The 23,512-nt window shown below is 62.4% G+C and carries 24 protein-coding genes; 10 read left to right on the top strand and 14 right to left on the bottom strand.

Going from position 1 to position 23,512, the window contains the following annotated elements; translation table 11 throughout:
* Positions 1 to 286: 286 nt before the first annotated feature.
* A complete protein-coding gene (locus BS630_RS05850; protein ID WP_077976627.1) occupies positions 287 to 733 on the top strand; it encodes a hypothetical protein in 447 nt (148 codons plus the stop codon).
* 176 nt (positions 734 to 909) lie between these two features.
* Here BS630_RS05850 and BS630_RS05855 read toward each other — a convergent pair whose 3' ends face one another.
* The gene (locus BS630_RS05855) at positions 910 to 1,620 is read right to left on the bottom strand and encodes a glutathione binding-like protein (RefSeq protein WP_077976705.1); all 711 of its coding nucleotides are present in this window, start codon (positions 1,618 to 1,620) and stop codon (positions 910 to 912) included.
* A 209-nt stretch (positions 1,621 to 1,829) separates the two neighbouring features.
* Here BS630_RS05855 and BS630_RS05860 point away from each other — a divergent pair, with 209 nt between their 5' ends.
* On the top strand, positions 1,830 to 2,243 hold the full coding sequence (locus BS630_RS05860; protein ID WP_077976628.1) for a DoxX family protein: 414 nt from the start codon (positions 1,830 to 1,832) through the stop codon (positions 2,241 to 2,243).
* Between the two features lie 78 nt (positions 2,244 to 2,321).
* Here BS630_RS05860 and hisG read toward each other — a convergent pair whose 3' ends face one another.
* The 3 genes from hisG to hisS are packed head-to-tail and all read right to left on the bottom strand — an operon-like array spanning position 2,322 to position 5,698.
* Positions 2,322 to 3,017 (bottom strand): ATP phosphoribosyltransferase, encoded by a 696-nt coding sequence (gene hisG / locus BS630_RS05865; RefSeq protein ID WP_020048629.1) that lies wholly within the window; start codon positions 3,015 to 3,017, stop codon positions 2,322 to 2,324.
* Positions 3,014 to 4,135 (bottom strand): ATP phosphoribosyltransferase regulatory subunit, encoded by a 1,122-nt coding sequence (locus BS630_RS05870; protein ID WP_077976629.1) that lies wholly within the window; start codon positions 4,133 to 4,135, stop codon positions 3,014 to 3,016. Before BS630_RS05870 ends, hisG begins: the two co-directional genes overlap by 4 nt.
* 42 nt (positions 4,136 to 4,177) lie before the next feature.
* The gene (gene hisS / locus BS630_RS05875) at positions 4,178 to 5,698 is read right to left on the bottom strand and encodes a histidine--tRNA ligase (RefSeq protein WP_077976630.1); all 1,521 of its coding nucleotides are present in this window, start codon (positions 5,696 to 5,698) and stop codon (positions 4,178 to 4,180) included.
* Between the two features lie 130 nt (positions 5,699 to 5,828).
* On the opposite strand from hisS, the gene BS630_RS05880 reads away from it, so the two are divergent.
* Complete coding sequence (locus BS630_RS05880) at positions 5,829 to 6,590, top strand: hypothetical protein (RefSeq protein ID WP_077976631.1); 762 nt, start codon at positions 5,829 to 5,831, stop codon at positions 6,588 to 6,590.
* Between the two features lie 158 nt (positions 6,591 to 6,748).
* On the opposite strand, the gene BS630_RS05885 is transcribed toward BS630_RS05880, so the two are convergent.
* Complete coding sequence (locus BS630_RS05885; RefSeq protein WP_077976632.1) at positions 6,749 to 7,798, bottom strand: aldo/keto reductase; 1,050 nt, start codon at positions 7,796 to 7,798, stop codon at positions 6,749 to 6,751.
* Positions 7,799 to 8,036: 238 nt separating this feature from the next.
* On the opposite strand from BS630_RS05885, the gene BS630_RS05890 reads away from it, so the two are divergent.
* On the top strand, positions 8,037 to 8,741 hold the full coding sequence (locus BS630_RS05890) for an HAD family hydrolase (protein ID WP_077976633.1): 705 nt from the start codon (positions 8,037 to 8,039) through the stop codon (positions 8,739 to 8,741).
* A gap of 19 nt (positions 8,742 to 8,760) precedes the next feature.
* On the opposite strand, the gene BS630_RS05895 is transcribed toward BS630_RS05890, so the two are convergent.
* A complete protein-coding gene (locus BS630_RS05895) occupies positions 8,761 to 9,264 on the bottom strand; it encodes a hypothetical protein (protein WP_077976634.1) in 504 nt (167 codons plus the stop codon).
* Positions 9,261 to 9,890 carry a DNA-3-methyladenine glycosylase I gene (locus tag BS630_RS05900; RefSeq protein ID WP_077976635.1) on the bottom strand — a complete coding sequence of 210 codons (630 nt, stop codon included), beginning with the start codon at positions 9,888 to 9,890 and terminating at the stop codon, positions 9,261 to 9,263. Before BS630_RS05900 ends, BS630_RS05895 begins: the two co-directional genes overlap by 4 nt.
* A 249-nt stretch (positions 9,891 to 10,139) precedes the next feature.
* Between BS630_RS05900 and BS630_RS05905 the strand changes: the two genes are divergently transcribed.
* The 3 genes from BS630_RS05905 to BS630_RS05915 all read left to right on the top strand — a co-directional run bounded on the left by BS630_RS05905 (position 10,140) and on the right by BS630_RS05915 (position 12,511).
* A complete protein-coding gene (locus tag BS630_RS05905; RefSeq protein ID WP_077976636.1) occupies positions 10,140 to 10,889 on the top strand; it encodes a L,D-transpeptidase in 750 nt (249 codons plus the stop codon).
* 135 nt (positions 10,890 to 11,024) lie between these two features.
* On the top strand, positions 11,025 to 11,717 hold the full coding sequence (locus tag BS630_RS05910) for a L,D-transpeptidase (protein ID WP_017959135.1): 693 nt from the start codon (positions 11,025 to 11,027) through the stop codon (positions 11,715 to 11,717).
* A 119-nt stretch (positions 11,718 to 11,836) separates the two neighbouring features.
* Positions 11,837 to 12,511, top strand: a complete 675-nt coding sequence (locus tag BS630_RS05915; RefSeq protein WP_077976637.1) for an outer membrane protein — start codon at positions 11,837 to 11,839, stop codon at positions 12,509 to 12,511.
* Positions 12,512 to 12,651: 140 nt separating this feature from the next.
* Here BS630_RS05915 and BS630_RS05920 read toward each other — a convergent pair whose 3' ends face one another.
* The 4 genes from BS630_RS05920 to BS630_RS05940 form a co-directional block, all read right to left on the bottom strand.
* Positions 12,652 to 13,092, bottom strand: a complete 441-nt coding sequence (locus tag BS630_RS05920; RefSeq protein WP_077976638.1) for a hypothetical protein — start codon at positions 13,090 to 13,092, stop codon at positions 12,652 to 12,654.
* Positions 13,093 to 13,156: 64 nt separating this feature from the next.
* Positions 13,157 to 14,467: a glycolate oxidase subunit GlcF gene (gene glcF / locus BS630_RS05925; RefSeq protein WP_077976639.1), complete on the bottom strand. Its 1,311-nt coding sequence runs from the start codon at positions 14,465 to 14,467 to the stop codon at positions 13,157 to 13,159.
* Between the two features lie 251 nt (positions 14,468 to 14,718).
* The gene (glcE, locus tag BS630_RS05935) at positions 14,719 to 15,918 is read right to left on the bottom strand and encodes a glycolate oxidase subunit GlcE (protein WP_077976640.1); all 1,200 of its coding nucleotides are present in this window, start codon (positions 15,916 to 15,918) and stop codon (positions 14,719 to 14,721) included.
* Positions 15,915 to 17,354, bottom strand: coding sequence for an FAD-linked oxidase C-terminal domain-containing protein (locus BS630_RS05940; protein ID WP_077976641.1), 1,440 nt, complete (start codon positions 17,352 to 17,354; stop codon positions 15,915 to 15,917). Before BS630_RS05940 ends, glcE begins: the two co-directional genes overlap by 4 nt.
* A 160-nt stretch (positions 17,355 to 17,514) precedes the next feature.
* Here BS630_RS05940 and BS630_RS05945 point away from each other — a divergent pair, with 160 nt between their 5' ends.
* Positions 17,515 to 18,411, top strand: coding sequence for a LysR family transcriptional regulator (locus BS630_RS05945; protein ID WP_077976642.1), 897 nt, complete (start codon positions 17,515 to 17,517; stop codon positions 18,409 to 18,411).
* A gap of 12 nt (positions 18,412 to 18,423) precedes the next feature.
* Here BS630_RS05945 and BS630_RS05950 read toward each other — a convergent pair whose 3' ends face one another.
* Complete coding sequence (locus BS630_RS05950) at positions 18,424 to 19,275, bottom strand: LysR family transcriptional regulator (RefSeq protein WP_077976643.1); 852 nt, start codon at positions 19,273 to 19,275, stop codon at positions 18,424 to 18,426.
* 137 nt (positions 19,276 to 19,412) lie between these two features.
* Here BS630_RS05950 and BS630_RS05955 point away from each other — a divergent pair, with 137 nt between their 5' ends.
* Complete coding sequence (locus BS630_RS05955; RefSeq protein ID WP_077976644.1) at positions 19,413 to 20,408, top strand: zinc-dependent alcohol dehydrogenase family protein; 996 nt, start codon at positions 19,413 to 19,415, stop codon at positions 20,406 to 20,408.
* Positions 20,409 to 20,528: 120 nt separating this feature from the next.
* Here the strand turns inward: BS630_RS05955 and BS630_RS05960 are convergent, their stop codons facing one another.
* Both BS630_RS05960 and BS630_RS05965 read right to left on the bottom strand, forming a co-directional pair.
* Positions 20,529 to 21,686, bottom strand: a complete 1,158-nt coding sequence (locus BS630_RS05960; protein WP_077976645.1) for an adenosylhomocysteinase — start codon at positions 21,684 to 21,686, stop codon at positions 20,529 to 20,531.
* A gap of 98 nt (positions 21,687 to 21,784) precedes the next feature.
* The gene (locus BS630_RS05965; RefSeq protein WP_077976646.1) at positions 21,785 to 22,693 is read right to left on the bottom strand and encodes a LysR substrate-binding domain-containing protein; all 909 of its coding nucleotides are present in this window, start codon (positions 22,691 to 22,693) and stop codon (positions 21,785 to 21,787) included.
* Positions 22,694 to 22,926: 233 nt separating this feature from the next.
* Here BS630_RS05965 and BS630_RS05970 point away from each other — a divergent pair, with 233 nt between their 5' ends.
* The gene (locus BS630_RS05970) at positions 22,927 to 23,457 is read left to right on the top strand and encodes an NUDIX hydrolase (RefSeq protein WP_077976647.1); all 531 of its coding nucleotides are present in this window, start codon (positions 22,927 to 22,929) and stop codon (positions 23,455 to 23,457) included.
* The last annotated feature ends 55 nt before the right edge of the window (positions 23,458 to 23,512 follow it).

The raw sequence follows: 23,512 nt of genomic DNA on the forward strand, positions 1-23,512 counted from the left end.
CCGATCCGAAGACCCCTTAAAAAGCCGTTGCCGTTTGTCCAAAAGCTCCTATAAATCCGCGCTGAATTAATGCGCGCCCGGCGATAATTTTTCGCCAATGGACGAGGCCGGAGCGCGGAAGGCGATACGTGAACGTCCGGCTTCGAGGGGCTCCGGTTACGGAGGCCAGATGGCCGTGGCAATAATCGCCGGATGAAGCGCGGGCATCATGCCCGCTGCTGCGTGATCCTGTTTCTTTGTGTTTGCCGAGCGTGCGGCGGGAGCCGCATCCGAACGGGAGAACGCCTTGTTTAAGATCGCCAGAGCCAATGCAGCCGTACCTTTGACGCCCGGCTCGTTTGATGACGCCAATCAAAATCACGAGATGTTGGCGCAGTTTTCCGTTTCCGAAGCCTGGACTGGAGATTTTTCGAGCGGCATGCTCCGTCTCGGCGAGTGGAGCGCGATGCTGCACGACCTCGCCGCACAGGAATGCGGACTGCTCAGCCTGATCCGCTGCTATGATGCCAAGGACCGCAGCCACATATTGGAGCTGTTCGAGCAGGCGGCGGCGCGCTGCTCCTCCTTCTGTTTTTCGACGACGATCATCATGCCGAACGGCTTTCGCCAGCCGCTCTTCTGCATGGGCGAGTCCAACGGTCTGGAAGAAAAATTCAGCGGCAGCATGGTCGGCGTCTTCGTCTTTCCGCGCTTCAAGCTGGAAGGCGCAAAGCAGATCACAAGCCGACGATAGGCCGGAATGGCTGCCCCTCACCCTAACCCTCTCCCCGCTCGCGAGGCGAGGGGACCTGCCCTGCGGTAGGTAGGCGGGGAACGGAAAGGTCGCGGATTGTCCCTTCGCCCCGTTTACGGGGAGAAGGTGGCGGCAGCCGGATGAGGGGCGGGATCGGCGATCTCTTGGGTCGTTCGTTACTCCGGCTTGACCGGTATGTTGAGGCCTCTGGCACTTGCCGGACGAGCGATGCAGCGCTCCAGCCAATCCGAGACGGCGGGAAATTTCGCGTATTCGAGAACCTCGCGGCCGCCATAGAAAATATCGGCACCGCGAACCCAGGTGAAGGTGGTGATGTCGGCGATCGTGTACTGATCGCCCATGATCCACTCACGACCTTTCAGCCGGTCTTCTAGCACGCCGAGCAGGCGCTTGGATTCGTCGCGATAACGCTCGACCGGATAGGAATTGTTGGCGACCTTGTCGGCGGCAAATTTGTAGAAATGTCCGAACTGGCCGAACATCGGGCCGATGCCCGCCATCTGGAAGAACACCCACTGGATGGTTTCATATCGGCCGGCGGCATCGGCAGGGATGAGCTTGCCGGTTTTTTCGGCGAGGTAAAGCAGAATGGCGCCGGATTCGAAAAGGCCGATCGGCTTCCCGTCGGGACCGTCCGGATCGATGATCGCCGGAATGCGGCCGTTCGGGTTGAGAGATTCAAATTCCGGCGACTTCTGCTCGTTGGCGGCGAAGGAAATATAATGCGGCTCGTAGGCAAGCCCGAGCTCTTCCAGGGCGACGGAAACCTTCACCCCATTCGGGGTCTGCAGGGAATAGAGCTGGATGATGTCGGAATTCTTAGCCGGCCAGCGCGTCGTGATCGGAAATGCGGACAGATCTGCCATCGGATTCTCCATGTTATCAGCCGACCATAAGAGATCGGCTTCGTGAAAGGCAAGCGACGACGGCATGACATCGTTTCATATTATTGAACGAACTGTCCCCTTTCGTTTATCTTTCCATAAAGGAAGAAAAAGGCGACATAGGTGGCATACGAGGTCCAACAGGTGCCGGGGCACCCAGATCTCCAGAGCCCTTCAAACGGAGACCATCTATGTCGAACGCCATCATTCTGACTGCCCGCATTCTTCTTTCCTTCATGTTCATCCTTTCCGGCTTCATGAAGCTGGCCGATCCTGCCGGTACTACGGGCATGATCGCTGGTGCCGGGCTGCCCGCAGCAAGCCTGCTGGCCTATGCCGCAGGCCTTTTCGAATTGCTGGCCGGCCTTGCGGTTCTCACAGGCTTCCAGGTCCGCATCGCCGGCTGGCTGCTCGCCGCCTTCTGTGTCTTCACGGGTGTTGCCTTCCACCTGCCCTACGCAAGCGGCACGGAACTCGTGAATATTCTCAACCAGATCATGGTCATGAAGAACGTCACGCTGGCCGGTGCGTACATCCTGCTCGCCACCGTTGGTGCCGGTGCCTATTCGATCGACGCACGCCGCGGCGCCTACGTGGCCGCCTGATACCAGCAGACACCCTCCCGCAAATACGAAACCCGCCGTCATCCGACGGCGGGTTTTCTCGTGCCTGAATGGCCGGGATCAGAGGGCCGCGCGCACCGCCTCGATGATCGCCTGCACGGCGGGCTCGCCGGCGTGGCTTTCCTTTCGGGCCCGCACCAGGCAGGCCTGCGAATGCAGGATGACACCGTCCTGGAGCACCTTCAGGTGGTTGGCCCGCAGCGTCGAGCCGGTGGAGGTGATATCGACGATGATATCGGCCGAGCCCGCGGCGGGAGCGCCCTCGGTGGCGCCCAGGCTTTCGACGATGCGATAAAGCTGGATGCCGTGCTGGCTCGAAAAGAACTGCTGGGTCAGCCGCCAGTATTTGGTGGCGATGGCAAGGCGTCGGCCGTGGCGAGCGCGAAAATCGGCGGCGACATCGACGAGATCGGCCATGGTCTCGACATCGAGCCAGATCTCCGGCACAGCAACGACGACATCGGCATGGCCGAAGCCGAGGCGGGCGCAGAATTCGACGCGCTTGTCGACTTCGGCAAAACCTTCCCGCATCAGATCCTCGCCGGTGACGCCGAAGTCGACGGTGCCGTTGCCGATTTCACGGGAGATTTCGGAAGCCGAGAGGAAGGCGATTTCCACATCGTCCCAGCCTTCGACGCGGCCGCGATAGGAGCGATCGTTACCGACCGCCGAGATCGTCATGCCGGCACGCTCGAAGATCGCCGACGCGTCTTCCTTCATCCGGCCCTTGGAGGGAAGCGCGATGGTGATGGTCATGCAGCTGCCCTTTCGGTTTCGATGCGGTCGAGCCAGAAGGAGAAGCCGACGGCCGGGATGCGGTCCGTCGCACCGAGGAAAGTCAGGAGCCGGTCGAAACGGCCGCCGCCGGCGAGAACCGCGGTCGAGCCTTCGACCGTCACCTCGAAGACGAGGCCGGTGTAATAATCGAGCGGCCGCCCGAAGGCGGCACGGTAGTCGAGACAGGAAAGATCGACGCCGGCATTGGAAAGTGCTGCGACGCGGCCGTTGAAGCGGGCGAGCGCGTTGCCGAGTTTCAACCCGGCAGCATCGGCGAAACCGGAAAGGGCTGCGGACGCATTGACGAGCGGCACGTCGAGCGACAGGAACTCTTCCAGCACATGGAAGGCCGCATCGTCGAGGCGCGTTTCGGAAAGGATGAGCTTTTCCTTGAGCCGTCGGGCGATCTCGAGAGGCGAGCGGCCGGCATTCGTCGAATAGCCGGTCTTCTGCATCTCGCGCTCGAGATGAGCGACCAGCGCCTGCTCGTCGCCTGATGCGACAAGCCTGGCGATATCGTCGTCCAGCCCGGTGACGAATTGCGGGCTGACGAGACTGGCAAGCAGCGCCTCCAGCTGCGTCATATTGCCGAAGGCGTGGATCAGACGCTTCTGCCAGCCAAGCGGCAGGCCGAGCGCCTGGACGACGGCCTCGAACACCGCCTGGTCGCCTAATGTCACGGCTAAGCGCCGACCCGGCAGCAGTCGGGCGAGAATGCCGGTGGCATCGCCGATGGCGCGGGCGTCGGCGTTTGACAGGTCGATATCGCCAAGATCCTCGATGCCGGCCTGATAGAATTCGTTGGCGCCGTCGCGACGCTGGCGGAAAACCTCGCCGAGATAGGCATAACGCTTCGGCGTGCCGGTCGCCGTCTCGATGTGGCGCAGACAGACGGGAATGGTGAATTCGGGACGCAGGCAAAGGCTGGCGCCGGTTTCGCTCTCCGTCATGAAGATGCGGCGGCGCAGGTCCTCACCGGCAATATCAAGGAAAGGTTCGGCCGGCTGAATGACAGGCGTGTCGATGCGCTCGGCGTTGCGCTCGATGAATTCGGCGATGAGGTCGTTGGCGAATTCGGGGAGGTTGATCAGGGGCATGCCGGGCTCCGAATAATAGGCGACGGTCGTGCCGGAAACGCCTCAGACATTCGCCGCTCGCTTCCGATCCTCGGCCTGCGCAGCAAGAATCTCCTTCACCTTGGCGACGAGGTCGGCTTCCGGCGCCGTTTCCTGCGCTACGCGCGCTTCGCGCCAGCTGGCATTGTCCTCGATCTCGCCGGAGAGCCGCTTGCCCTCGATCAGATCCTTGATCTGCACGACGCTTGTCGCGCGCTCGTCGCCGCCCTGGATGATGGCGATAGGGCAGCCGCGGCGATCGGCATATTTCAGCTGGTTGCCGAATTTCTTCCAGTTGCCCTGGAACATCTCGGCGCGGATGCCGGCGGCGCGCAGTTCCTGCGTCATCCTTTGATAGCGGCCCATCGCCTCGACATCGCCGTCCATGACGGTCACCAGCACCGGCTCGATGACCTCGCTGGCGCCGAGCTTGCCGAGGTTCTTCAGCGCCGTCATCAGCCTGGAGACGCCGATCGAAAAGCCCGCCGCCGGAACCGGCTGGCCCATGAAGCGGGAGACGAGGCCGTCATAACGGCCGCCGCCGCCGACCGAACCGAAGACGACCTTCTCGCCCTTCTCGTTGGTAACGTCGAAGGTCAGTTCGGCCTCATAGACCGGGCCTGTATAATATTCGAGGCCACGGACGACGGAGGGGTCGATTTTGATGCGGTCAGGGCCATAGCCGGCGCTGGTGACGAGTGCACCGATGAAATTCAGCTCGTCGACGCCTTCGCCACCTTTGGAGGTTCCCGCAACCAGCTCGGCGAGGCGTTGAGCGCTTTCGGCATAGTCCTTGATGCCGACGAAGAACAGTACCTTGTCGATCTGCGCCTGATCGAGCCCTGCGCCCTTGGTGAAGTCGCCGGATTCATCCTTGCGGCCGGGACCGAGCAGCAGGGCCACGCCCTCCGGGCCAAACTTGTCGAGCTTGTCGATGGCGCGCAGCACGTTCAACCGTTGCCCCGCCTTGTCGTCGCCGCCGAGACCGATCGCCTCGAGCACGCCATCCAGAACCTTGCGGTTATTGACGCGGATGAGGTAATCGCCGCGCTTGATGCCGAGGGCTTCCAGCGTATCGGCCATCATCATGCACATTTCGGCATCGGCCTGAACACCAGGCGCGCCGACGGTATCGGCATCGAACTGCATGAACTGGCGGAACCGGCCTGGGCCTGGCTTCTCGTTGCGGAAGACGTAGCCGGCGCGATAGGTGCGATAGGGCAGCTGGATCTCGTTGAAATTCTCGGCGACATGACGGGCGAGCGGCGCCGTCAGGTCGTAGCGCAGCGACATCCATTGCTCGTCATCGTCCTGCAGCGAGAACACGCCCTCGTTCGGCCGGTCGCTATCGGGCAGAAACTTGCCAAGCGCATCGGTATATTCGAACAGCGGCGTTTCGAGCGGATCGAAACCATAATGCTCATAGACTTCCCGGATTTTTGCCGTCATCTCATTGACGGCGCGGATATCACCGGCCGTGCGGTCGACGAAGCCGCGCGGCAGGCGGGCCTTGAGCTTTTGCGGTTTCTTCTGCTTGTCGTTCATTTCCGGGAATTCCACTGACTGTGACAGTGGCGGTTTCCTAGCGGATTGGGCGGGGAGCGGCAAGGGCGAAGGCCCTTGATCTCAAGACCGGAATCGATTGAACGAAGAGGCGTCCACCAGAAATGCGGATATGCTCATGATCACTGAGGCGCTTCTCTATGCCGCGACCTTGCCGCTGACCGGCAAGCCGTGTCGAAAGTTCATCCGCTATTCCGTCAATCTCTGGTCGCGGGCCGGGCGCTGTGCGGCGGATTGGGCCGAACATGAGGAGATGAGCCGGAAGGCGATCCTGGCAGCAGCGGCCGACCTCAGGCAGAAGCGGACCGCCGTCGTCCTCGGCTCCGGCCTGTTGCGCGACGTGCCGATCGAAGTGCTGGCGCGGGATTTCGACACCGTCGTCCTGGTCGATCTCGTTCATCTCGCCTCGGTGCGCCTGTGGCTGTCGGCCAAATTCTATCGCAACGTCCGGCTGATCGAGCGCGATCTCTCCGGCTATGACGAACTTGCCGCCGGCCGCGAGCCCGAACCGCTCGGCTTCCTGCGCGGCGTGCCCTATCTCGACTTCGTGGTTTCCGCCAACCTCTTGTCGCAGATCGGTCGCGGCGTGAAACGGCGCCATGAGGCCGAGGCCGGGCGAATGCCTGAAGACACGGTGGAAAGGCTGATCACGGCACATCTGACCGGACTTGCGGGGCTTCCCTGCCGCAACTGCCTAGTAACCGACATCGCCTATGCCGTCATCGACCGCAACGGCAAGACGCATGAAGAGGCCGACCTGCTGCACGGCGTTTTGCCGCCGCCGGCAAAAGCGGCCTGGACATGGCCGGTCGTGCCGCTCGGCGAAGAAAGCAACGATTATAGGATCGAGCACAAGGTCATTGCCGGCTGGTGATCCGGATATGACCGCCGGCAGTATTTGGTTGCAGCCGGCATTCACAGCGAGCCGAGATCGCCGAGATGAACGCCTGGCTCAAGGCCCACGGCAAGTAGCCGATCGTTGATGAAAAGGGGAACGCCGGATGTCCGGCGTTCCCCAAGACTTATGAGATCTCAGTCCTTCGGCTCGAAATCGGCCGGGCGGCGGCCGGCGCCCTGTCGTGCCAGCATCCAGCCCGGATATTCGGGCGCCAGCGCGCTCACCTCGTCGAGCTTCTTCATATCGTCTTCATCGAGCTTCAGCTTGACGGCGGCAAGGTTCTGGTCGAGCTGGTCGACACGTTTGGCGCCGATGATGACCGTCGTGACGAAAGGTTTGGCGAGGATATAGGCGAGCGCCACGGTGGCGACGCTGACGCCGTGTTTTTCGGCGACTTCGCGCATGACGGCGACGCAGGCCCAGGCCTTGTCCTTGTCGACGGGCGGGAAATCGAAACTAGCGCGGCGTCCCTCGCCGTTGCCGGGCGCGCCGGGACCGTACTTACCGGAGAGCAGACCGCCGGCGAGCGGCGACCAGACCATCAGGCCGAGCTTTTCCTCCTGCATCATCGGCACGATGTCGCGTTCGAGATCGCGGCCGGCGATAGAGTAATAGGCCTGCACGGTTTCGAAACGGGCAAAGCCGCGGCGTTCCGACAGGCCGAGCGCCTTGGAAATGCGCCAGGCCTGCCAGTTGGAGACGCCGATATAGCGCACGAGACCGCGGGAAACGAGATCGTCAAGAGCGCGCAGCGTCTCCTCGATCAGCGTCACCGTATCGGTCCCGTGGATCTGATAGAGGTCGATATGATCGGTCTGCAGGCGCTTGAGGCTAGCCTCAACCGAATCCATGATATGGCCGCGCGAGGCGCCGCGGTCGTTCGGCTTGTCGCCCATGACGCCATAGACCTTGGTAGCGATGACGACGTCCTTGCGCGGGATGTCGAGGTTCTTCAGCGCCTGGCCGAGCAACCTTTCGGACTCGCCGAATGAATAGACGTCGGCCGTGTCGATGAAATTGACGCCTGATGCAAGTGAGCGCTCGACGATCCGGTCGGCGGCACTCTGGTCGACATCGGCGATGGCGCCCCAGGCGCTGCCTTGCTTGGCTTCACCGAAGGTCATCGTGCCTAGGCAGATTTCCGAGACGAAAAGTCCCGTATTTCCAAGTTGATTGTAACGCATGGTGGAAAAATTCCTTTGTGTCTGCCGCAAGAGGGGCTTGCGAACTCAAGAACTTCATTTTTTGATTATTGGCCTGCAGATGACAGGCACAGCCGTGGCTGGCTGCAAGGTGAGGCGATTTTCATGTAGTGCGGCGGCGGCGCTTTTCAACGCCGTAGCTTGGCTCTACGGAGGCGGATGCCCTTGTCTCGACACAGGCGGCCGATAGATTGCCGGCAATATTTTAAGAGGTACGCATATGACGACGCGACCACTGACCACGATCGGCTTCGATGCCGATGATACACTCTGGCAGAACGAACAATATTACCGGCTGACGGAAGCGCATTTCACCGGGCTTCTAGCCGATTTCGCCGAAGGGCCGAAGATTTCCGAACGGCTGCTGGAGGCCGAAAAACGCAACCTTCGCCACTACGGCTTCGGCATCAAGGGCTTCACGCTGTCGATGGTCGAAACCGCGATCGAGATCACCGAGGGCAAGGTTCCATCGAGCGTCATCGCCAAGATCCTCGATACCGGCCGCGATCTTCTCAACCATCCGGTCGAGACCATGCCGCATGTGCACGAGACGCTGGAAGCGCTAGCCGGCAAATACCTGCTTGTCATGATCACCAAGGGCGATCTCTTCGATCAGGAGCGCAAACTTGCCCAGTCCGGGCTCGGCGACTTCTTCGATGCCGTCGAGATCGTCTCCGACAAGACCGCCGTCACCTATCGCCGCATCTTCGCCAAGGTCGGCGATGGGCCGGAGCGGGCGATGATGGTCGGCAATTCGCTGAAATCGGACATCGTGCCGGCGATCGCCGCCGGCAGCTACGGCGTCTTCGTGCCGCACGAACTGACATGGGTGCTGGAACATGTGGACGAGCCGAAAGAGGCGCCGCGTTTCCGCAAGATCGACCACCTCGGCGAATTGCGCGACCTGATCGACCGGCTCGGCTAAGCCGGGCGCACCCTCTGCCTCATTGCGGCTTCGGCGGGGCCTTCGGGAAGAGCGAGGGGCGCTCCGGCTCGGCCGGCGGTTTCGCTGGCGGCGCAGCCACCAGCGGCTCGATCAGGATGCTGAAGGGAGCGCCGAGGCCACGGCGCGGCGAGACCTTGGAATAATAGGGACGCAGCAGCCAGGTGGCGTTTTCCTTGATCGTCGTCTCGAAGCTCATGCCGTCCTCGTCGGTGCCGAAGAAGGCCTCGTCATCGGGTTTCGACAGGTCGAAAATCGCCAGGAAGGCAAATTTGCTCTTGGTGGAAAAACTGATCTTCAGGTGCTGGCCGGCGCGCACCGGCAGCGTATAAACATGGCCATTGCCGAACTTCGTCCAGCCCTTCAACTGCATGGTGACGGCCGGGAATTGCAGCTTCTCCAGCTTCTCGCCGGGGTCGAGTTGCGGCGTCTGCGCCATAGCAGAGACGGTCAGGAGGAAAAGGGCAGCGGCGGCGATCAGTGTTCTCACGGAATGATCTTTCATGGGCGAACCAGAGCGGCGCGCATCGCCTCGACCTCGGGCCGGCAGAAGCAGCCTTCCAGATGATCGTTGACGAGACCCATCGCCTGCATGAAAGCATAAACTGTGGTCGGGCCGACAAAGGTCCAGCCGCGTTTCTTCAGATCCTTCGAAATGACCACCGATGTCGGCGTCGTCGGATTGGCGACGATATGCTCGCGGTCGACCACCGCCGGCCGCTCGTTATGGCCGGGCTCGTAACGCCAGAAATAATGGGCGAGCGAGCCGAATTCGTCCCGGAGTTCGATTGCGCGCTTGGCATTGTTGATGGTCGAGACGATCTTGCCGCGATGGCGGATGATGCCGGCATCGGCAAGACAGCGAGCGACATCCCCTTCGCCGAAGTGGGCGACCTTTTCGAAATCGAAACCTGAAAAGGCGGCGCGGAAATTCTCGCGTTTGCGCAGGATCGTCAGCCAGGAAAGACCGGACTGAAAGCCTTCGAGGCAGATCTTCTCGAAGAGGCGGGTATCATCGGTGACGGGGCGGCCCCATTCCTCGTCATGATACCGGAGATAATCGGGCAGGTTGGCGTGCCAGTGGCAGCGGCTCCTGCCGTCCTCGCCGATGATGATGCCAGTCGCGCTCATGATCCTTCATTCTGCGGGGGTCCGCTTCGTTCTCTGCTCATGATTCCGGCTTTACCATTTGCAAACCGTCTTTCCAAACCGAACGGTAACCCTGACGAAAAGTTTATCCCGTCGGTCGGCTTTTCATGAATCGATCTTTACCATTCGCTGGCGGATAGGGTGGCAGCGTCTTTCCCGGGCGGAACATCTCCGTCCGGGGGGACATGTCCCGCCAGCCACATTTTCGGTCATTTGTAGAGAGTCCGTCCGATGATGAAACAGCTTGTTCTTGCCGCAGCCCTCTTCGGCATTTTCTCCACGGCCGCCATTGCAGACGACCGCTACGCAACCCGCCCGCCCGTCGTGCTCAGCCCGGATCTGACCGCGCCCTGGATCAACCAGCTGGGCGGCGGCAGGGTTCGTCCCGTCGTCTATCAGCGGCCGGTCGTTCAGCGGCAGCAGCGCGGCCTTTTCCAGCGCCGCGTGCTGCGCCAGGCGCCGCAGGCCACACCACAGACCATTTCGGCGATCAATCCCGGCATCCCGTCGATCCGTCGTCCGATCGAACCGCAATACCTGCCGCAAATGGTCGATTACGACACCACGGAAAAGCCCGGCACGATCGTCATCGATACCAACAACCGCTTCCTTTATCTGGTGATGCAAGGCGGCAAGGCGCGGCGTTATGGCGTCGGCGTCGGCAAGCCGGGCTTCGAATGGGCAGGCGCCCACAAGATCACCCGCAAGACCGAATGGCCGGATTGGACACCGCCTTCCGAGATGGTCCGCCGCGAAGCCGCCAAGGGCCATTATCTGCCGGCGCGCATGGATGGCGGCGGGGAAAACCCGCTCGGTGCGCGCGCCATGTATCTCGGCTCGACGCTTTACCGCATCCACGGCACCAACGCGCCCTGGTCGATCGGCAGCGCCGTTTCCTCCGGCTGTATCCGCCTGCGCAACGAAGACGTCGTCGACCTCTACGACCGCGTCAATGTCGGGACCCGCGTCATCGTCATGTAACGGCACACCTAATATTCAGGGAGCAGCAAGAACAAGCGGCTCCCTTCTCTAAAAATGCTTTATCCGGCCACACCGATCTTGAATCGGGCAGAAGTTCATGTAGCTTCGAGCGGATTTGCTTGAGGGGAATCGATCATGATCAAACTAATGTCGGGTCTGGCTGCTGCCGGACTTGTCCTGTCCTTGATGTCCACATCCGCCTTTGCTGCACCCGCCGGCTCCGCGTCCGACAATGCACGGCGCCCGGCGCAGATCGTGCGCGTGGCGCAGATGCCGAAATATGTGAAGCCGCAGTTCAAGCGCAAGAAAGTGCGGCTGGTCACGACGGAGGCCGCCGGCACCGTCATCATCGATACCAACAACAAGTATCTCTATCTCGTCGAAGGCAACAATCGCGCCACCCGCTACGGCATTGGCGTCGGCCGCGACGGCTTCGGCTGGTCGGGGGTCGTCAAGATCGGCCGCAAGGCCGAATGGCCGAGCTGGACGCCGCCGGCCGAGATGCGCCGCCGCGAAGCCGCCAAGGGCCATATCATTCCCGCTTTCCAGGAAGGCGGCGAGGACAATCCGCTCGGCGCCCGCGCCATGTATCTCTACCAGGGCGGCCGCGACACGATCTTCCGCATCCACGGCACCAACCAGCCTTGGACGATCGGCCTCAACATGTCTTCCGGCTGCATCCGCATGATGAACGCCGACGTCATGCATCTTTACGATCGCGCCTCCGTCGGCACCAAGGTGATCGTCATCGGCCCCGGCAACAGGCAGGGCAAAGTGGCGTTCGAGGACAGGGGCATCGACGTGCTGCGCACGATGTTCGGCGGCTGAGCAACACTTACCAAAAAAACGAAAGGCGCAGTTTGACGCGCCTTTTGTTTTGCTTAGACTTTGCGGCCAAAAGCTGGCACACTGCCTAAGAGTCGACATATTTGTTTCGGGGCTATTCAATGATATCTGCGCTGCGTTCCTCCGCTTCCTTGCTTGCGGGCATCGCGTTTTTTACCGTCTGTTCGGCAGTTTCCGCCTTGGCGGAAGACCTGCAATTCTCCATTTACGGCGGCTACCAGACCGCACCGCACAGCGGCGTCGACCTTTCGGACGGCACGAGTTTCACCGCCGGCTGGGAAGGCAAGTCCTTCGGCAGCCCGCCTTATTACGGTGCCCGCGTCACCTGGTGGCTCGAGGACTTCAACAAGCCGAACTGGGGCATCTCGCTCGATTTTACCCATGACAAGGTCTATGCCGACGACGATACGCTGGCCAAGGCCGGCTGGTCGCATTTCGAATTCACCGACGGCCTGAACCTCATCACGGTGAACGGTCTCTACCGCTTCCAGGATCCGGCCCGCCGCTGGACGCCCTATCTCGGCGCCGGTATCGGCGTGAACATTCCGCATGTCGAAGTGATTCGTCCCGAGGGCAAGACCTGGGCCTACGAATTCGGCGGCGTGACGCTGCAGGCCCAGGCCGGCGTCGACTTCAAGGTGACCGAGCGCTGGTCGACCTTCGTCGAATACAAGGGCACCTATTCGCGCATCGACGTTCCGATCGATAGCGGCGTGGACCTGAAGACCAATATCTTCACGAATGCCGTCAACGTCGGCGTTTCGTTCCACTGGTAACAAATTTCAGCTGCGGTGTTAGAGCGGTTCAGCGCATAGAAGCGCAGAACCGCTCTAACCTTTTATTGTTACGCAATTCCCGGCAAAACCGCTTCGCGCTTTGCCTGGGAAAACCGCTTCGCACTTTTCCTGAAATTGCTCTATTTGGTGCCGCAGCTGACCTTGCCCTCGACGGCATAGGGTTTTTCACCGCCTTCGATGGTCAGGGAATAGCTGCCGCTGAAATTTGCGGCCGGCTTGCCGCGCGCGCCGGCGACGACTACCAGATCCAGCGTTGCTCCACCGGTGTCATCTTCGCCGCCGTCGAAGACTTCCATGAGCAGTTCGCCGTCACGTGACCAATGGTTGGTCAGGTGCTGCGATTCGAAAACACGTTTTCCGAACACCGCCTCTTGGGCCGGATCCTTGACGATCAGCGCGCCGCGGAAATGGTTGAGCTTGTGGCCGGCAGCGCTTTCGAAACCGCTTTCGACCGTGAAGCGCGCTTCCTTGTCATCGGCGGAACAGAAAAAGCGACTGTCGGCATGGGCAGCACCTCCCGCACCGAGCAGTCCCGCAAATACGATCATTCCACGCCACATTGCCCAACCTCCGAGACAGCGTCGTTTGCGGCTCTCGAAAAGATGCGCGGCGCTGCAATAGGTCTCAGCCTAACGGCAAACCTGTTAATTTTTCCGGCACAGCGCCGCCATAGGCCCAATCGAGAAGCTCGACCGTATGCAGGATCGGCATGCCGGTGCCGGTGGCGATCTGGGTGATGCAGCCGATATTGCCGGTGGCGATGATATCGGCCTTGGTGGCCTCGATGTTCTTGACCTTGCGCGCCTTCAGCGCGGCCGAGATCTCCGGCTGCATGATGTTGTAGGTGCCGGCGGAGCCGCAGCAGAGATGACCTTCCGCCGGATCGCGCACCGTAAAGCCCGCCGCTTTCAGCAATTGCTTCGGCGCGAGCGTAATGCGCTGGCCGTGCTGCATGGAGCAGGCGGAATGATAGGCGACCGTGATGCCCTTCGGCGTGTGCGCCGGCAGGTCGAGGGTTGCCAGATATTCGGTGACGTCCTTGGCCAGCGCCGAGACCCTGGCCGCCTTTGCGGCATAGGCGAGATCCAGGCGCAGCATGTGGCCGTAATCCTTGATCGTCGTGCCGCAGCCCGAAGCGGTGATGATGATCGCGTCGAGGCCTTGCCCGTCGATCTCGCGTGTCCAGATATCAACATTGGCACGCGCGCTAGCAAGCGCCTGTTCGGCACGGCCCATGTGGTGGACCAGCGAGCCGCAGCAGACCTCGCCTTCCGGCATCACGACCTCGACGCCAAACCGCGTCAGCAGGCGGATCGCCGCCGCGTTGATGCCGGGATCGAGCACCGGCTGGGCGCAGCCGGAAAGCATCGCCACCCGGCCGCGCCGTTCCGTCTCGGGCCGATACGTGCCGGGCTTTGCAAAGTCCGAAGCGGCCGGGATTCGCCGTGGCGCAAGCGCCAGCATGGCGGCAAAGGGTTTCAGTGCGCCACCGCGCATCAGGCCGACGAAGGGCCGGCCGAGGCGGGCAAGATTGAGCGCCAGGCGGAAACGGCCGGGATAGGGCAGCACGGCGGCAAGGATGGCGCGCGTCAGCCGGTTCATCAACGGACGTTTATAGGTCTTTTCGATATGGGCGCGGGCGTGATCGACCAGATGCATGTAATCGACGCCGGAGGGACAGGTGGTGACGCAGGCAAGGCAGGAGAGGCAGCGGTCGATATGAGTGACGACCTCTGCATCGGCGGGCCGACCGTTTTCCAGCATGTCCTTGATCAGATAGATGCGGCCGCGCGGACTGTCGAGCTCGTTGCCGAGCGTCACATAGGTAGGACAGGTGGCGGTGCAGAAACCGCAATGAACACATTTGCGCAGGATCTGCTCGGATTCGGCGACATCGGGATCGAGGAGCTGGGTCGGGGTGAAGTTGGTTTGCATCTAGCGGAGCCTCCGCTTGGGGAGGATGTCGGGCGTTGTGCCTGGAATACCCCCCTCTGTCCTGCCGGACATCTCCCCCACAAGGGGGGAGATCGGCAAGAGGTTGGACCATCGCTTCCTATCTGCCGTGTCGGAGTCGCAGTGCCCGAATTGTTTGGGGAAGTCATAGCCCCCAGCCAATCTCCCCCCTTGTGGGGGAGATGTCCGGCAGGACAGAGGGGGGTATCTCAGACGCAGACCCATCTTCTCCCTCACCCCATCTTCCCCGGATTGAATATGCCGGCCGGATCGAATTTTTCCTTCACCCGCCGAGACAGCATCGCTACCGCCTCGGGCTCCGGATGGAAGGCCGATGTAACCGCCCTCGCCTCACCCGATGCACGGATCAGCGTCGCGTGGCCGCCGCCGAGCGCTTTGATGTAGCGACGGACCAGTTCGGCTTCGGGGCCTGCTTCCATGCGCATCCAGACGAGGCCGCCCTGCCAGTCGTAGAAGGCGTCGACGCCGGCCTCAAGGCGGAGCGCTGCGACCAGCTGATGGCCGGTGCCGGGGGCGACCGAGACGCGCCAGACTGGTCGCGCGGTGCCATCGGCATAAGGCAGCACGTCGCGGATTTCCTGCCAGAGCCTGGAGCTTTCCGGCTGTTCCAGCCGCGTGACCGTGGCGAAGGCCGACATTGCCGCGGCAAGCTTTTCGATGCGCACGTCGACCGAGCCCGGCAGGCCTTCGATGCGCAGAACTGTCGCTTCGCCCTCGGGCAATTTGCCGGCGAGGAATTTCCACGTCACCGTCAGCGGCAGGTGGGCGGCACCCGAGACTTCAACTGGCAGGGCCATTGCCGCCGCCATGGCGTTTGCCGACTCGGCGTCGTTGAGACCTGACAGCACCACCGTCCGCTCCGTCTTCGGGCGCGGCGGCACACGGAAGGTGACTTCGGTGAGGAAGCCCAGCGTGCCATGCGAGCCGGCAATCAGTTTGGCGAGGTCGAGGCCGGTGACATTCTTCATCACCCGACCGCCGGCCTTGATGATCTCGCCCCTGCCGTTGACAAAGCGCACACCGAGCAGGCTGTCGCGGGCGGCACCTGCGATCAGCCGACGCGGGCCGGAGACATTGGCAGCGAAGACGCCGCCGATGGTCGGCTCGCCCGATGTGCCCATCACAGGGCGATGATCCATCGGCTCGAAGGCGAGCATCTGGCCGCCGTCCTGAAGTGCGGCCTCGACTTCGGCGAGCGGCGTGCCGGATCGGACGGTCATGACCATCTCGCCGGGATTATAGGCGACGATGCCGGACAGGCCTGTCGAACGCAGCCGGCCCTCGGCGGCAACCGCATTGCCGAAGCCCGAGCGGCTATCGCCGCCGCAGATTGCGAGCGGCCTGCCGGCTTCCGCATGGGCGCGGACGATCGCCGACGCCTCTTCCTCGGTCTTCGGCATCAGATCGATCATGCGGCGGGACGCCCTTCGAGCGGGAAGACCTTCGACGGATTGAGGATCCAGCCGGGGTCGAAGGCGGCGCGCGCCGCCATTTGCTGAGTGAGATCCACCTCGGAATATTGGTGCCGCATCAGGTCGCGCTTCTCGATACCGACGCCGTGTTCGCCGGTGAGGCAGCCGCCGGCATCGACGCAGAGCCTCAGGATATCGTTGCCGGCCGCCTCGGCGCGGGCGGCATCCTCCGGATCATTGGCGTTGAAGAGGATCAGCGGATGCATATTGCCGTCGCCGGCATGGAAGACGTTGGCGACGCGCAGGCCGTAATGATCGACGATCTCGGCGGTCCGCTTCAGCACGTGGGAGAGCTGGCTGAGCGGCACGGTGCCATCCATGCAGATATAGTCGGCGATGCGGCCGGTGGCGCCGAAGGCGGATTTGCGGCCCTTCCAGATCAATGCCGCCTCGGTCGCCGACTGGCATTCGCGCACGGTCTTGACAGCGTGCCGGCGGGCGATCTCGACGATGTCCTTCAGCGCGGCGTCCATTTCCGCTTCCGATCCCTCGACCTCGACGATCAGCAGCGCGCCGACATCGAGGGGATATCCGGCATGGGCGAAGGCCTCGCAGATCTCGATCGCCGGCTTGTCCATGAATTCGATCGCAACCGGGATGATGCCGGCGGCGATGACATCGGCAACGCAGGCGCCGGCCTCTTCCGAGCTCTCGAAGCCGAAGAGCACCGGGCGCGCGCCCTCCGGCTTGGCGATCAGCCGCACCGTCGCCTCGGTGACGATGCCGAGCTGGCCCTCGTGGCCGCAGACGAGGCCGAGCAGGTCGTAGCCTGCCGCATCCAGCGCCTTGCCGCCAAGCTCGATCACCGTGCCGTCGACCAGCACCATCCTGACGCCGAGCAGATTATTGGTGGTGACGCCATATTTCAGACAGTGGGCGCCGCCGGAATTCATGCCGATATTGCCGCCGATGGTGCAGGCAAGCTGCGAACTCGGATCGGGTGCATAGAAGAAGCCGTCCGCGGAGACGGATTCGGAAATATTGAGATTGGTGACGCCCGCCTGGACCACGGCAACGCGGTTCGGCAGATCGATTTCAAGGATGCTGTTCATCTTCGACAGGCCGAGAACGACGGCATCTTCCTGCGGAATGGCGCCGCCGGAGAGCGAGGTGCCGGCGCCGCGCGGCACGACGGGAATGCCGTAGCGATTGCAATAGCGCATGATGGCGGAAACCTCGGCCGTGGTGCGCGGCAGGGCAACGGCGAGCGGCAGGCGGCGATAGGACACGAAGGCGTCGGTCTCGAACGGCACCAGCTCGCGCGCCTCATGCACCAGGCATTCCGCCGGCAGAAGATCGGTCAGATCGGCGACGATCTGGGCTCGGCGCGCCAGCACGTCGGCGCGCGGCTCGAGAAACGAAATGGCGTCGGACACGGTGTTCTCCCTGGCCCTGACGAGAGGGAATGACAGCGGGAAGATGAGCGGAAACCGGCCGCGAACCTCCCTGCCGCCGATAGATCGGCTTAGCACTTTCCCGAAAGTGGCGCAAATGCTAAGCACTTATGCCAAAAGGGGAAAAAGTCACGAAAACCTTATGACCAATCTGGGTGATCTCGAAATCTTTGCCAAGGTCGTTTCAACCGGAAGCATGTCGCTCGCCGGGCGGGCGCTCGGCTTTTCGCCGGCCGTCGTCTCCAAACGGATCAAGCGGCTGGAGGACCGGCTCGGCACCCGGCTTCTGCAGCGCACGACGCGGCAGATCTCGCTGACGGAAGCCGGACAGGGCTTCTACGACCGGGTTCTCGGCATTCTCGCCGGGCTCGAAGAGGCGGAATTCTATATTTCCGGCCGCTCGGCGCAGATGCACGGCACGCTGAAGATCTCGGCCCCGACCTCCTTCGGGCGCATGCATATCGCGCCGCATCTGAAAGATTTCATGGAGGCGCATCCGGAGCTGGCGATCAACCTGGTGCTAACCGACGAATTCAGCGACATCGTCGGCGGCGGCTTCGATCTGGCGATCCGCATCGCCGAACTCACCGATTCGAGCCTCGTTGCCCGAAGGCTGGCGCCGGTGCGCCGGCTGCTCTGCGCTTCGCCGGATTACCTTGCGGCGCATGGCGAACCGAAGCACATCGACGAGCTGAAACACCATCGCTGCCTGCCGGCCCACAATAACGACACCTGGCGGCTGAAGGGGCCGGACGGGGCGCTGAGTCTCAGGCCGGAAGGCTTGCTGATCACCAATTCCAGCGAGGTGATCCGCGAAGCTGTCATCGCCGGTCTCGGGATCGCGCTGCGCTCCACCTGGGATATCGGCGAAGAGCTCAAGCGTGGCCGCCTGGTGCAGGTGCTGCCGGCCTATGAGAGCTCGCACAATGTCGCGCTGTCGGCGGTCTATCCCAGCCGGCAATTCCTGCCGGCCAAGGTGCGGCTGTTCATCGACTATCTGGCGGAACTTTATGGCCCCGTCCCCTATTGGGAGCGCTGAGGCAGCGCCGGATCAGCGCGCCAATCTCTCGATGACGAGGTCCAGCAGGGCGCGCAGCCGCGCCAGGCGTTTCATGTCGCGGTGATAGCCGACCCAGGTGTCGCGGCCGGGCGGCGGTTCACCGAGATCGACCAGTTCGATGGCCGCAAAGGAATCGCCGAGCGGCCGCGGCAGGACGGCGAGCCCGGCTCCATTGGCACAGAGCGCCGCCTGCACGTCGCGGCTGTTGCTGCGCATGACGATGTCGGCCCGCGGCAACAGGCGCTGCAGCCAGCCGACGTCAGGCATGTCGCCGAAAGCTTCGTCCATGGTGACAAGGCGGGTGCCCGCGCCGTCGCCGGCTTCGGGGGGCGGCGCGCCGCGGCTGATGTAAACGCCGTATTCGATATGAATGAGCTTGCGCGATATGACCTCCGCCTCCGTGAAAGGCTGGATACGGAAGACGAGGTCGGCTTCACGTCGCGACAGGCTGAGAAGCCGGCTGTCGGTCAACAATTCGACCTCCACCTTCGGATGGACTTGCGAGAATTCCGCCAGCACCGGCGAAAGCACATGCGCGCCGAACCAGTCGGATGAGGACAGCCTGAGAAAACCATCGAGCTGACGGCTGCCGCCGGCAAGAACACGCTCGACGGCGAGCGCCTCCTCCTCGATCCGTTCGGCGCCGGAGAACACGGCCGCGCCTTCATCCGTTAGGACGAAGCCATCGGCCGTGCGCTGGAAAAGCGTCTGGCCGAGAGAGGTTTCAAGGGCACGCAGCCGCCTGCCCATCGTCGGCTGCGTCAGTCCGAGGCTGCGGGCTGCTGCCCCCAGCGTACCGAACCGCGCGATCGCCAGAAACAGCTTGAGGTCGCTCCATTCCATCGTTCGCATCCGCCAAACAAAAATGCATGGACTTCAGTCGTTATCTTTCATTTTCATTCGCGTTTCAATGAACCATCTTTACTCACGCCAATTGCGGTGTCGCTGCAGACGCCGCAGAGCGAACAAAGGAGCGTTCGATGTCTGTACAATCAACGATGAAAGCGTTGCTGGCGGAAGCGCCGAATTCGCCGTTGCGCATCGCCGATATTGCAAAACCGGTGCCCGGCGAAGGCCAGGTTCTGGTGCGCATCAAGGCAAGCGGCGTCAATCCGCTCGACCTTAAAATCCGGGCCGGCAATGCGGCGCATGCCCGCCATCCGCTTCCCGCCATTGTCGGTATCGATATGGCCGGTGTTGTCGAAGAGATCGGAACTGGCGTCAGCGGTTTCCGCCGCGGCGACGCGGTCTACGGCATGACCGGCGGGGTTGGCGGCATTCAGGGATCGCTTGCCGAATTTGCAGCCATCGACGCCGCGCTGCTGGCGCCAAAGCCGCACAATCTGTCGATGCGCGAGGCAGCCGCCCTGCCGCTGATCTCGATCACCGCCTGGGAGGGGCTTGTCGACCGCGCCGGGGTCAAGGCCGGCCAGAGGGTTCTGGTGCTTGGCGGCGGCGGTGTCGGCCATATCGTCGCGCAGATCGCCAAGGCTGCCGGAGCCGAGGTCTACGTGGTCGACGGCGCGTCGAAAGCGGACTATCTCGCCGGCCTCGGCGCAACACCGATCGATCGTGACGTGGAAACGGTTGAAGGTTATGTCGCAAGACACACCGGCGGCAGGGGGTTCGATCTGGTCTACGACACGGTCGGCGGCCAGGAGCTCGATACGGCGTTCCGAGCCGTCAGCCAGTTCGGCCATGTCGTGAGCTGCCTTGGCTGGGGAAGCCACGCGCTGGCGCCGCTCTCCTTAAAGGCCGCCACCTATTCCGGCGTCTTCACGCTGCTGCCGCTTCTGACCGGCGATGGACGCGCCCATCACGGTGAGATCATGCGGGAGATGGCAAAGCTCGCCGAAGCCGGCAAGGTGATGCCGAAGCTCGACCCGCGCCGCTTCACCCTTGCCGATACAGACGAAGCGCATCGGCTGATCGAAGACCGGCAGGCGGACGGGAAGCTCGTCATCGAGATCGACTGATTTAATCCGTCCGCGGAATTGGAGCAATTCCAGGAAAAGTGCGAGGCGGTTTTCCGTCCGGAATTGGGCAAAAACAAAAGGTTAGAGCGGTTCGGCGCTTCCTTGAAAAGCTGAACCGCTCTAGCGCGCCAGATCGAGGTAGGCGCTCGCCACCATCGCGTCGATATCGAAGGGCACAGGCACGATGCAGGATTGGGCGTCGGCCTCGCCCTTAGCGATGCGTTCCAGGCAGCGGGCCTGAAGGGTGAAGCCGAGATCCATCGACTCGACAGTATTGCCGAGCGGCCGCGGGCCGGCGAGATTGGCCATGTGGCCGCTGCCCAGCACATGGAAGGAGCGGCCGTTGCTCAGATGGAAGGTCTCGACGTGATCGGCCTCATAGCGGTCGATGCCGGTGACATCGGGATGGCGGCGGAAAGCCTCGACATCGATCTCATGCGGGAAATGGCCGCCATTCATCAGGATCGCGCCATCCTTGACGAGCGGCAGGTCGGCCGCCGTCACGATGCCGGCAAAACCCGTGACGGTGACGATGATATCGGCCGAGCGGATCGCCGCATCGCGCAGCGGCGTGACGAAACCATCGAGATGAGCTTCGAGCGTCGTCACCGGATCGATATCGACGACGCTGACGGTGGAAAAGGCATTGCGGAAACAGGCGGCCGTGCCCTTGCCGCAGGCGCCGTAGCCAAAGACCGTCACGCGTTTGCCGTTGGTGGAGCGGTTGGTGAAGCGGAGGTAGCTTTCGAACAGGCTCTGGCCGACGGCATGCCTGTTTTCGGCGAACTGCTTGATGGGGCTGTCGTTGATGACGAGGATCGGCATGTTCAGGCGCTCGCGCAGCGGCAGCAGCCGGGTGCGGCCGGAGGTGGTTTCCTCGGTGCCGCCGCGGAGATTGGCGTAGGGTTTTTCCGCCGCGATGGCGAAAAGATCGCCGCCATTATCGAGAAGCAGATCCGGCTTTTCGGCGATCACAGCTTCGAGGCTCTGATGATGAGCGGCGGGGTCGGTCGTCTGCGTGGCAAAAACCGTGATGCCTTGGGAACGCAGGAACTCGACCGTCGAAGGCTGGGTACTGTTGAGATTGCCCGTGCAGACGAGACGCGCGCCGCCGGCGCGAAGCGTCATCAGCAGCGCCACCGTCTTCGGCTCCAGATGGATGCCGGTGCCGATCGACAGGCCCTCGAACGGATGCGTCCGCTCGAATTCGGCCGCCGTCGCCTTAAGCAGCCGGCAGCTGTTGCCGATCCAGTCGATGCGGGTTGCGCTCTTTTCCATCATCTCTTTCCTATTGGCGTGTTCGTGCTGTTTTTAGCGGAGCAACAGGCCTGCGAATATGGAAGTAATTCTGGCGAAGGGGCAGAAAATCTGCCCTTTCAGGCCGGTGTCCCGCAACGAAGCAGCCAGCTGGCCAAGGCGGCAAAGGCCGGCCGTTTCGCATCCGGCGTGCGGCAGCAGAGGCTATAGCCCGATGGCCGGGAGATGAAGCCATAGGGCGCGACCAGATGCCCGCGCTGGCGATCGTCCTCGATCGACGCGCGTGGCGCAAGCGCGATGCCGAGCCCGGAGCGGGCAGCAGCCAGCGCCAGCAGCAGATCCTCGAATTCCTGGGCGCGGGAAAAAACGACCGGCGGCGTGCCGCTTTCGGCAAACCATTCGTCCCAGAGCTTCGGAACGTTGCGGCTGACAAGCATTGTCAGCGCGCCCATCGCCGCCGGGTCGCTCGATAGTGTCGCGGCAAGCGAAGGCGTCGCGACCGGGCCGAACTCGTCCTCCATGAACCGCAGGGCGGTAATGCCTGCGGCCGGCCGGTATTCGCCGCCCATGATCACGGCGTCCAATTCGGGGTGCATCTGCAGCGGTTCGACCACGGTCATCGGCACGATGTCGACGGTATCGCCGAGGCACGCCTGCATGTCTGCTGCGCGCGGCATCAGCCACCAGACCGCAAAGGCGGAGGGTACGCCGAGCCGCATGCGGCCCGGCACGGCGCCTTCGAGTTCAGAAGCGGCGCGCTGCAGAATGTCGAAAGCCGCACTCGCGGCGGCCGCAAAAGCGCTGGCCTGCAAGGTCGGGACCAGCCTGCGGCCGTCACGCAGGAAGAGCTTGCGGCCGAAGTGATTCTCCAGCGTGTCGATCTGCTGGCGCACGGCGCCGCGCACCACATTCAGCTCTTCGGCAGCCTTCAGAATACTGCCGTGGCGGCAGACGGCCTCGAAGGCGCGGATGGCATTGAGCGGGGGAAGACGCATGAGGACGACATTCGCAAAATCATGGTGGATCACTAGATCTCGCCATTGAACGAAAGGCAAGATCACGCCATATTGTACAGCTGTGCAATGTGACGCATTCGAGACAGGATGTGGCGGATTTTCCGAACCTGTCCCACCTCGATTTCCCTATGAACGACGATCAAATCGCGTTTCGAATTGTCCTGTGGCCTTTTGGATTGCGTAAGCTTTCCGTGATATACGTATATGAGTGATTCCTAACGACGACTGCGAAGGTGACCCGACTATTGACTCTTCTCGCCCGACTGGCCTCCGATGTGCAACTGATGTTCCGGCGTCCGCCGCGACAGCAATATGGTGCGCTCTGCTATCGGGTAAAGAAGAAGAGCGGTGAGGTCGAGGTGCTGCTGATGACGAGCCGCGACACAGGCCGCTGGGTCATTCCCAAGGGCTGGCCGATGACGCGCAAATGCGCCCATGAGGTCGCGATGCAGGAAGCCTTCGAGGAAGCCGGCGTCCGCGGCATAGTCGAAACGGAGACACTCGGCGCCTACACTTATTCGAAGGTGCTGCGCGACGGGGTGCAGGTGATCTGCAAGGTGCAGGTCTATGCGCTCGAAGTCACCGACATGGCGAAAAACTTCAAGGAGAAGGGCGAGCGCCGCATCGAATGGGTCTCGTTCGACGAGGCGGCGGCGCGCGTGCGCGAACCGGAGCTCCGCCACCTTTTCCTCGCCTTCAAACAAATGATGGCCGACAGGCTTTCGGCCAAGGCGGCAAAACAAATTCCGGCAGTGAAACAAATTCCGGCAGAATGAATCCTGCCATCTTGCGCTGCTAGGAAAGCAGCGTAGAAGCAGATTCATCCTCAGG

Source organism: Rhizobium laguerreae, assembly GCF_002008165.1.
Taxonomy (GTDB): Bacteria; Pseudomonadota; Alphaproteobacteria; order Rhizobiales; family Rhizobiaceae; genus Rhizobium; species Rhizobium laguerreae.

Excerpts from the sequence above, each read along its gene's own strand:
- BS630_RS05915 (WP_077976637.1), top strand. The coding sequence starts at position 11,837 with ATGATATCTGCGCTGCGTTCCTCCGCTTCCTTGCTTGCGGGCATCGCG.
- BS630_RS05920 (WP_077976638.1), bottom strand. The coding sequence starts at position 13,092 with ATGTGGCGTGGAATGATCGTATTTGCGGGACTGCTCGGTGCGGGAGGT.
- BS630_RS05890 (WP_077976633.1), top strand. The coding sequence starts at position 8,037 with ATGACGACGCGACCACTGACCACGATCGGCTTCGATGCCGATGATACA.
- glcE (WP_077976640.1), bottom strand. The coding sequence starts at position 15,918 with ATGATCGATCTGATGCCGAAGACCGAGGAAGAGGCGTCGGCGATCGTC.
- hisG (WP_020048629.1), bottom strand. The coding sequence starts at position 3,017 with ATGACCATCACCATCGCGCTTCCCTCCAAGGGCCGGATGAAGGAAGAC.
- BS630_RS05880 (WP_077976631.1), top strand. The coding sequence starts at position 5,829 with ATGCTCATGATCACTGAGGCGCTTCTCTATGCCGCGACCTTGCCGCTG.
- BS630_RS05905 (WP_077976636.1), top strand. The coding sequence starts at position 10,140 with ATGATGAAACAGCTTGTTCTTGCCGCAGCCCTCTTCGGCATTTTCTCC.
- BS630_RS05885 (WP_077976632.1), bottom strand. The coding sequence starts at position 7,798 with ATGCGTTACAATCAACTTGGAAATACGGGACTTTTCGTCTCGGAAATC.
- BS630_RS05895 (WP_077976634.1), bottom strand. The coding sequence starts at position 9,264 with ATGAAAGATCATTCCGTGAGAACACTGATCGCCGCCGCTGCCCTTTTC.
- BS630_RS05960 (WP_077976645.1), bottom strand. The coding sequence starts at position 21,686 with ATGGAAAAGAGCGCAACCCGCATCGACTGGATCGGCAACAGCTGCCGG.
- BS630_RS05870 (WP_077976629.1), bottom strand. The coding sequence starts at position 4,135 with ATGCCCCTGATCAACCTCCCCGAATTCGCCAACGACCTCATCGCCGAA.
- BS630_RS05955 (WP_077976644.1), top strand. The coding sequence starts at position 19,413 with ATGTCTGTACAATCAACGATGAAAGCGTTGCTGGCGGAAGCGCCGAAT.
- BS630_RS05860 (WP_077976628.1), top strand. The coding sequence starts at position 1,830 with ATGTCGAACGCCATCATTCTGACTGCCCGCATTCTTCTTTCCTTCATG.
- BS630_RS05855 (WP_077976705.1), bottom strand. The coding sequence starts at position 1,620 with ATGGCAGATCTGTCCGCATTTCCGATCACGACGCGCTGGCCGGCTAAG.
- BS630_RS05900 (WP_077976635.1), bottom strand. The coding sequence starts at position 9,890 with ATGAGCGCGACTGGCATCATCATCGGCGAGGACGGCAGGAGCCGCTGC.
- hisS (WP_077976630.1), bottom strand. The coding sequence starts at position 5,698 with ATGAACGACAAGCAGAAGAAACCGCAAAAGCTCAAGGCCCGCCTGCCG.
- BS630_RS05950 (WP_077976643.1), bottom strand. The coding sequence starts at position 19,275 with ATGGAATGGAGCGACCTCAAGCTGTTTCTGGCGATCGCGCGGTTCGGT.
- BS630_RS05945 (WP_077976642.1), top strand. The coding sequence starts at position 17,515 with ATGACCAATCTGGGTGATCTCGAAATCTTTGCCAAGGTCGTTTCAACC.
- glcF (WP_077976639.1), bottom strand. The coding sequence starts at position 14,467 with ATGCAAACCAACTTCACCCCGACCCAGCTCCTCGATCCCGATGTCGCC.
- BS630_RS05910 (WP_017959135.1), top strand. The coding sequence starts at position 11,025 with ATGATCAAACTAATGTCGGGTCTGGCTGCTGCCGGACTTGTCCTGTCC.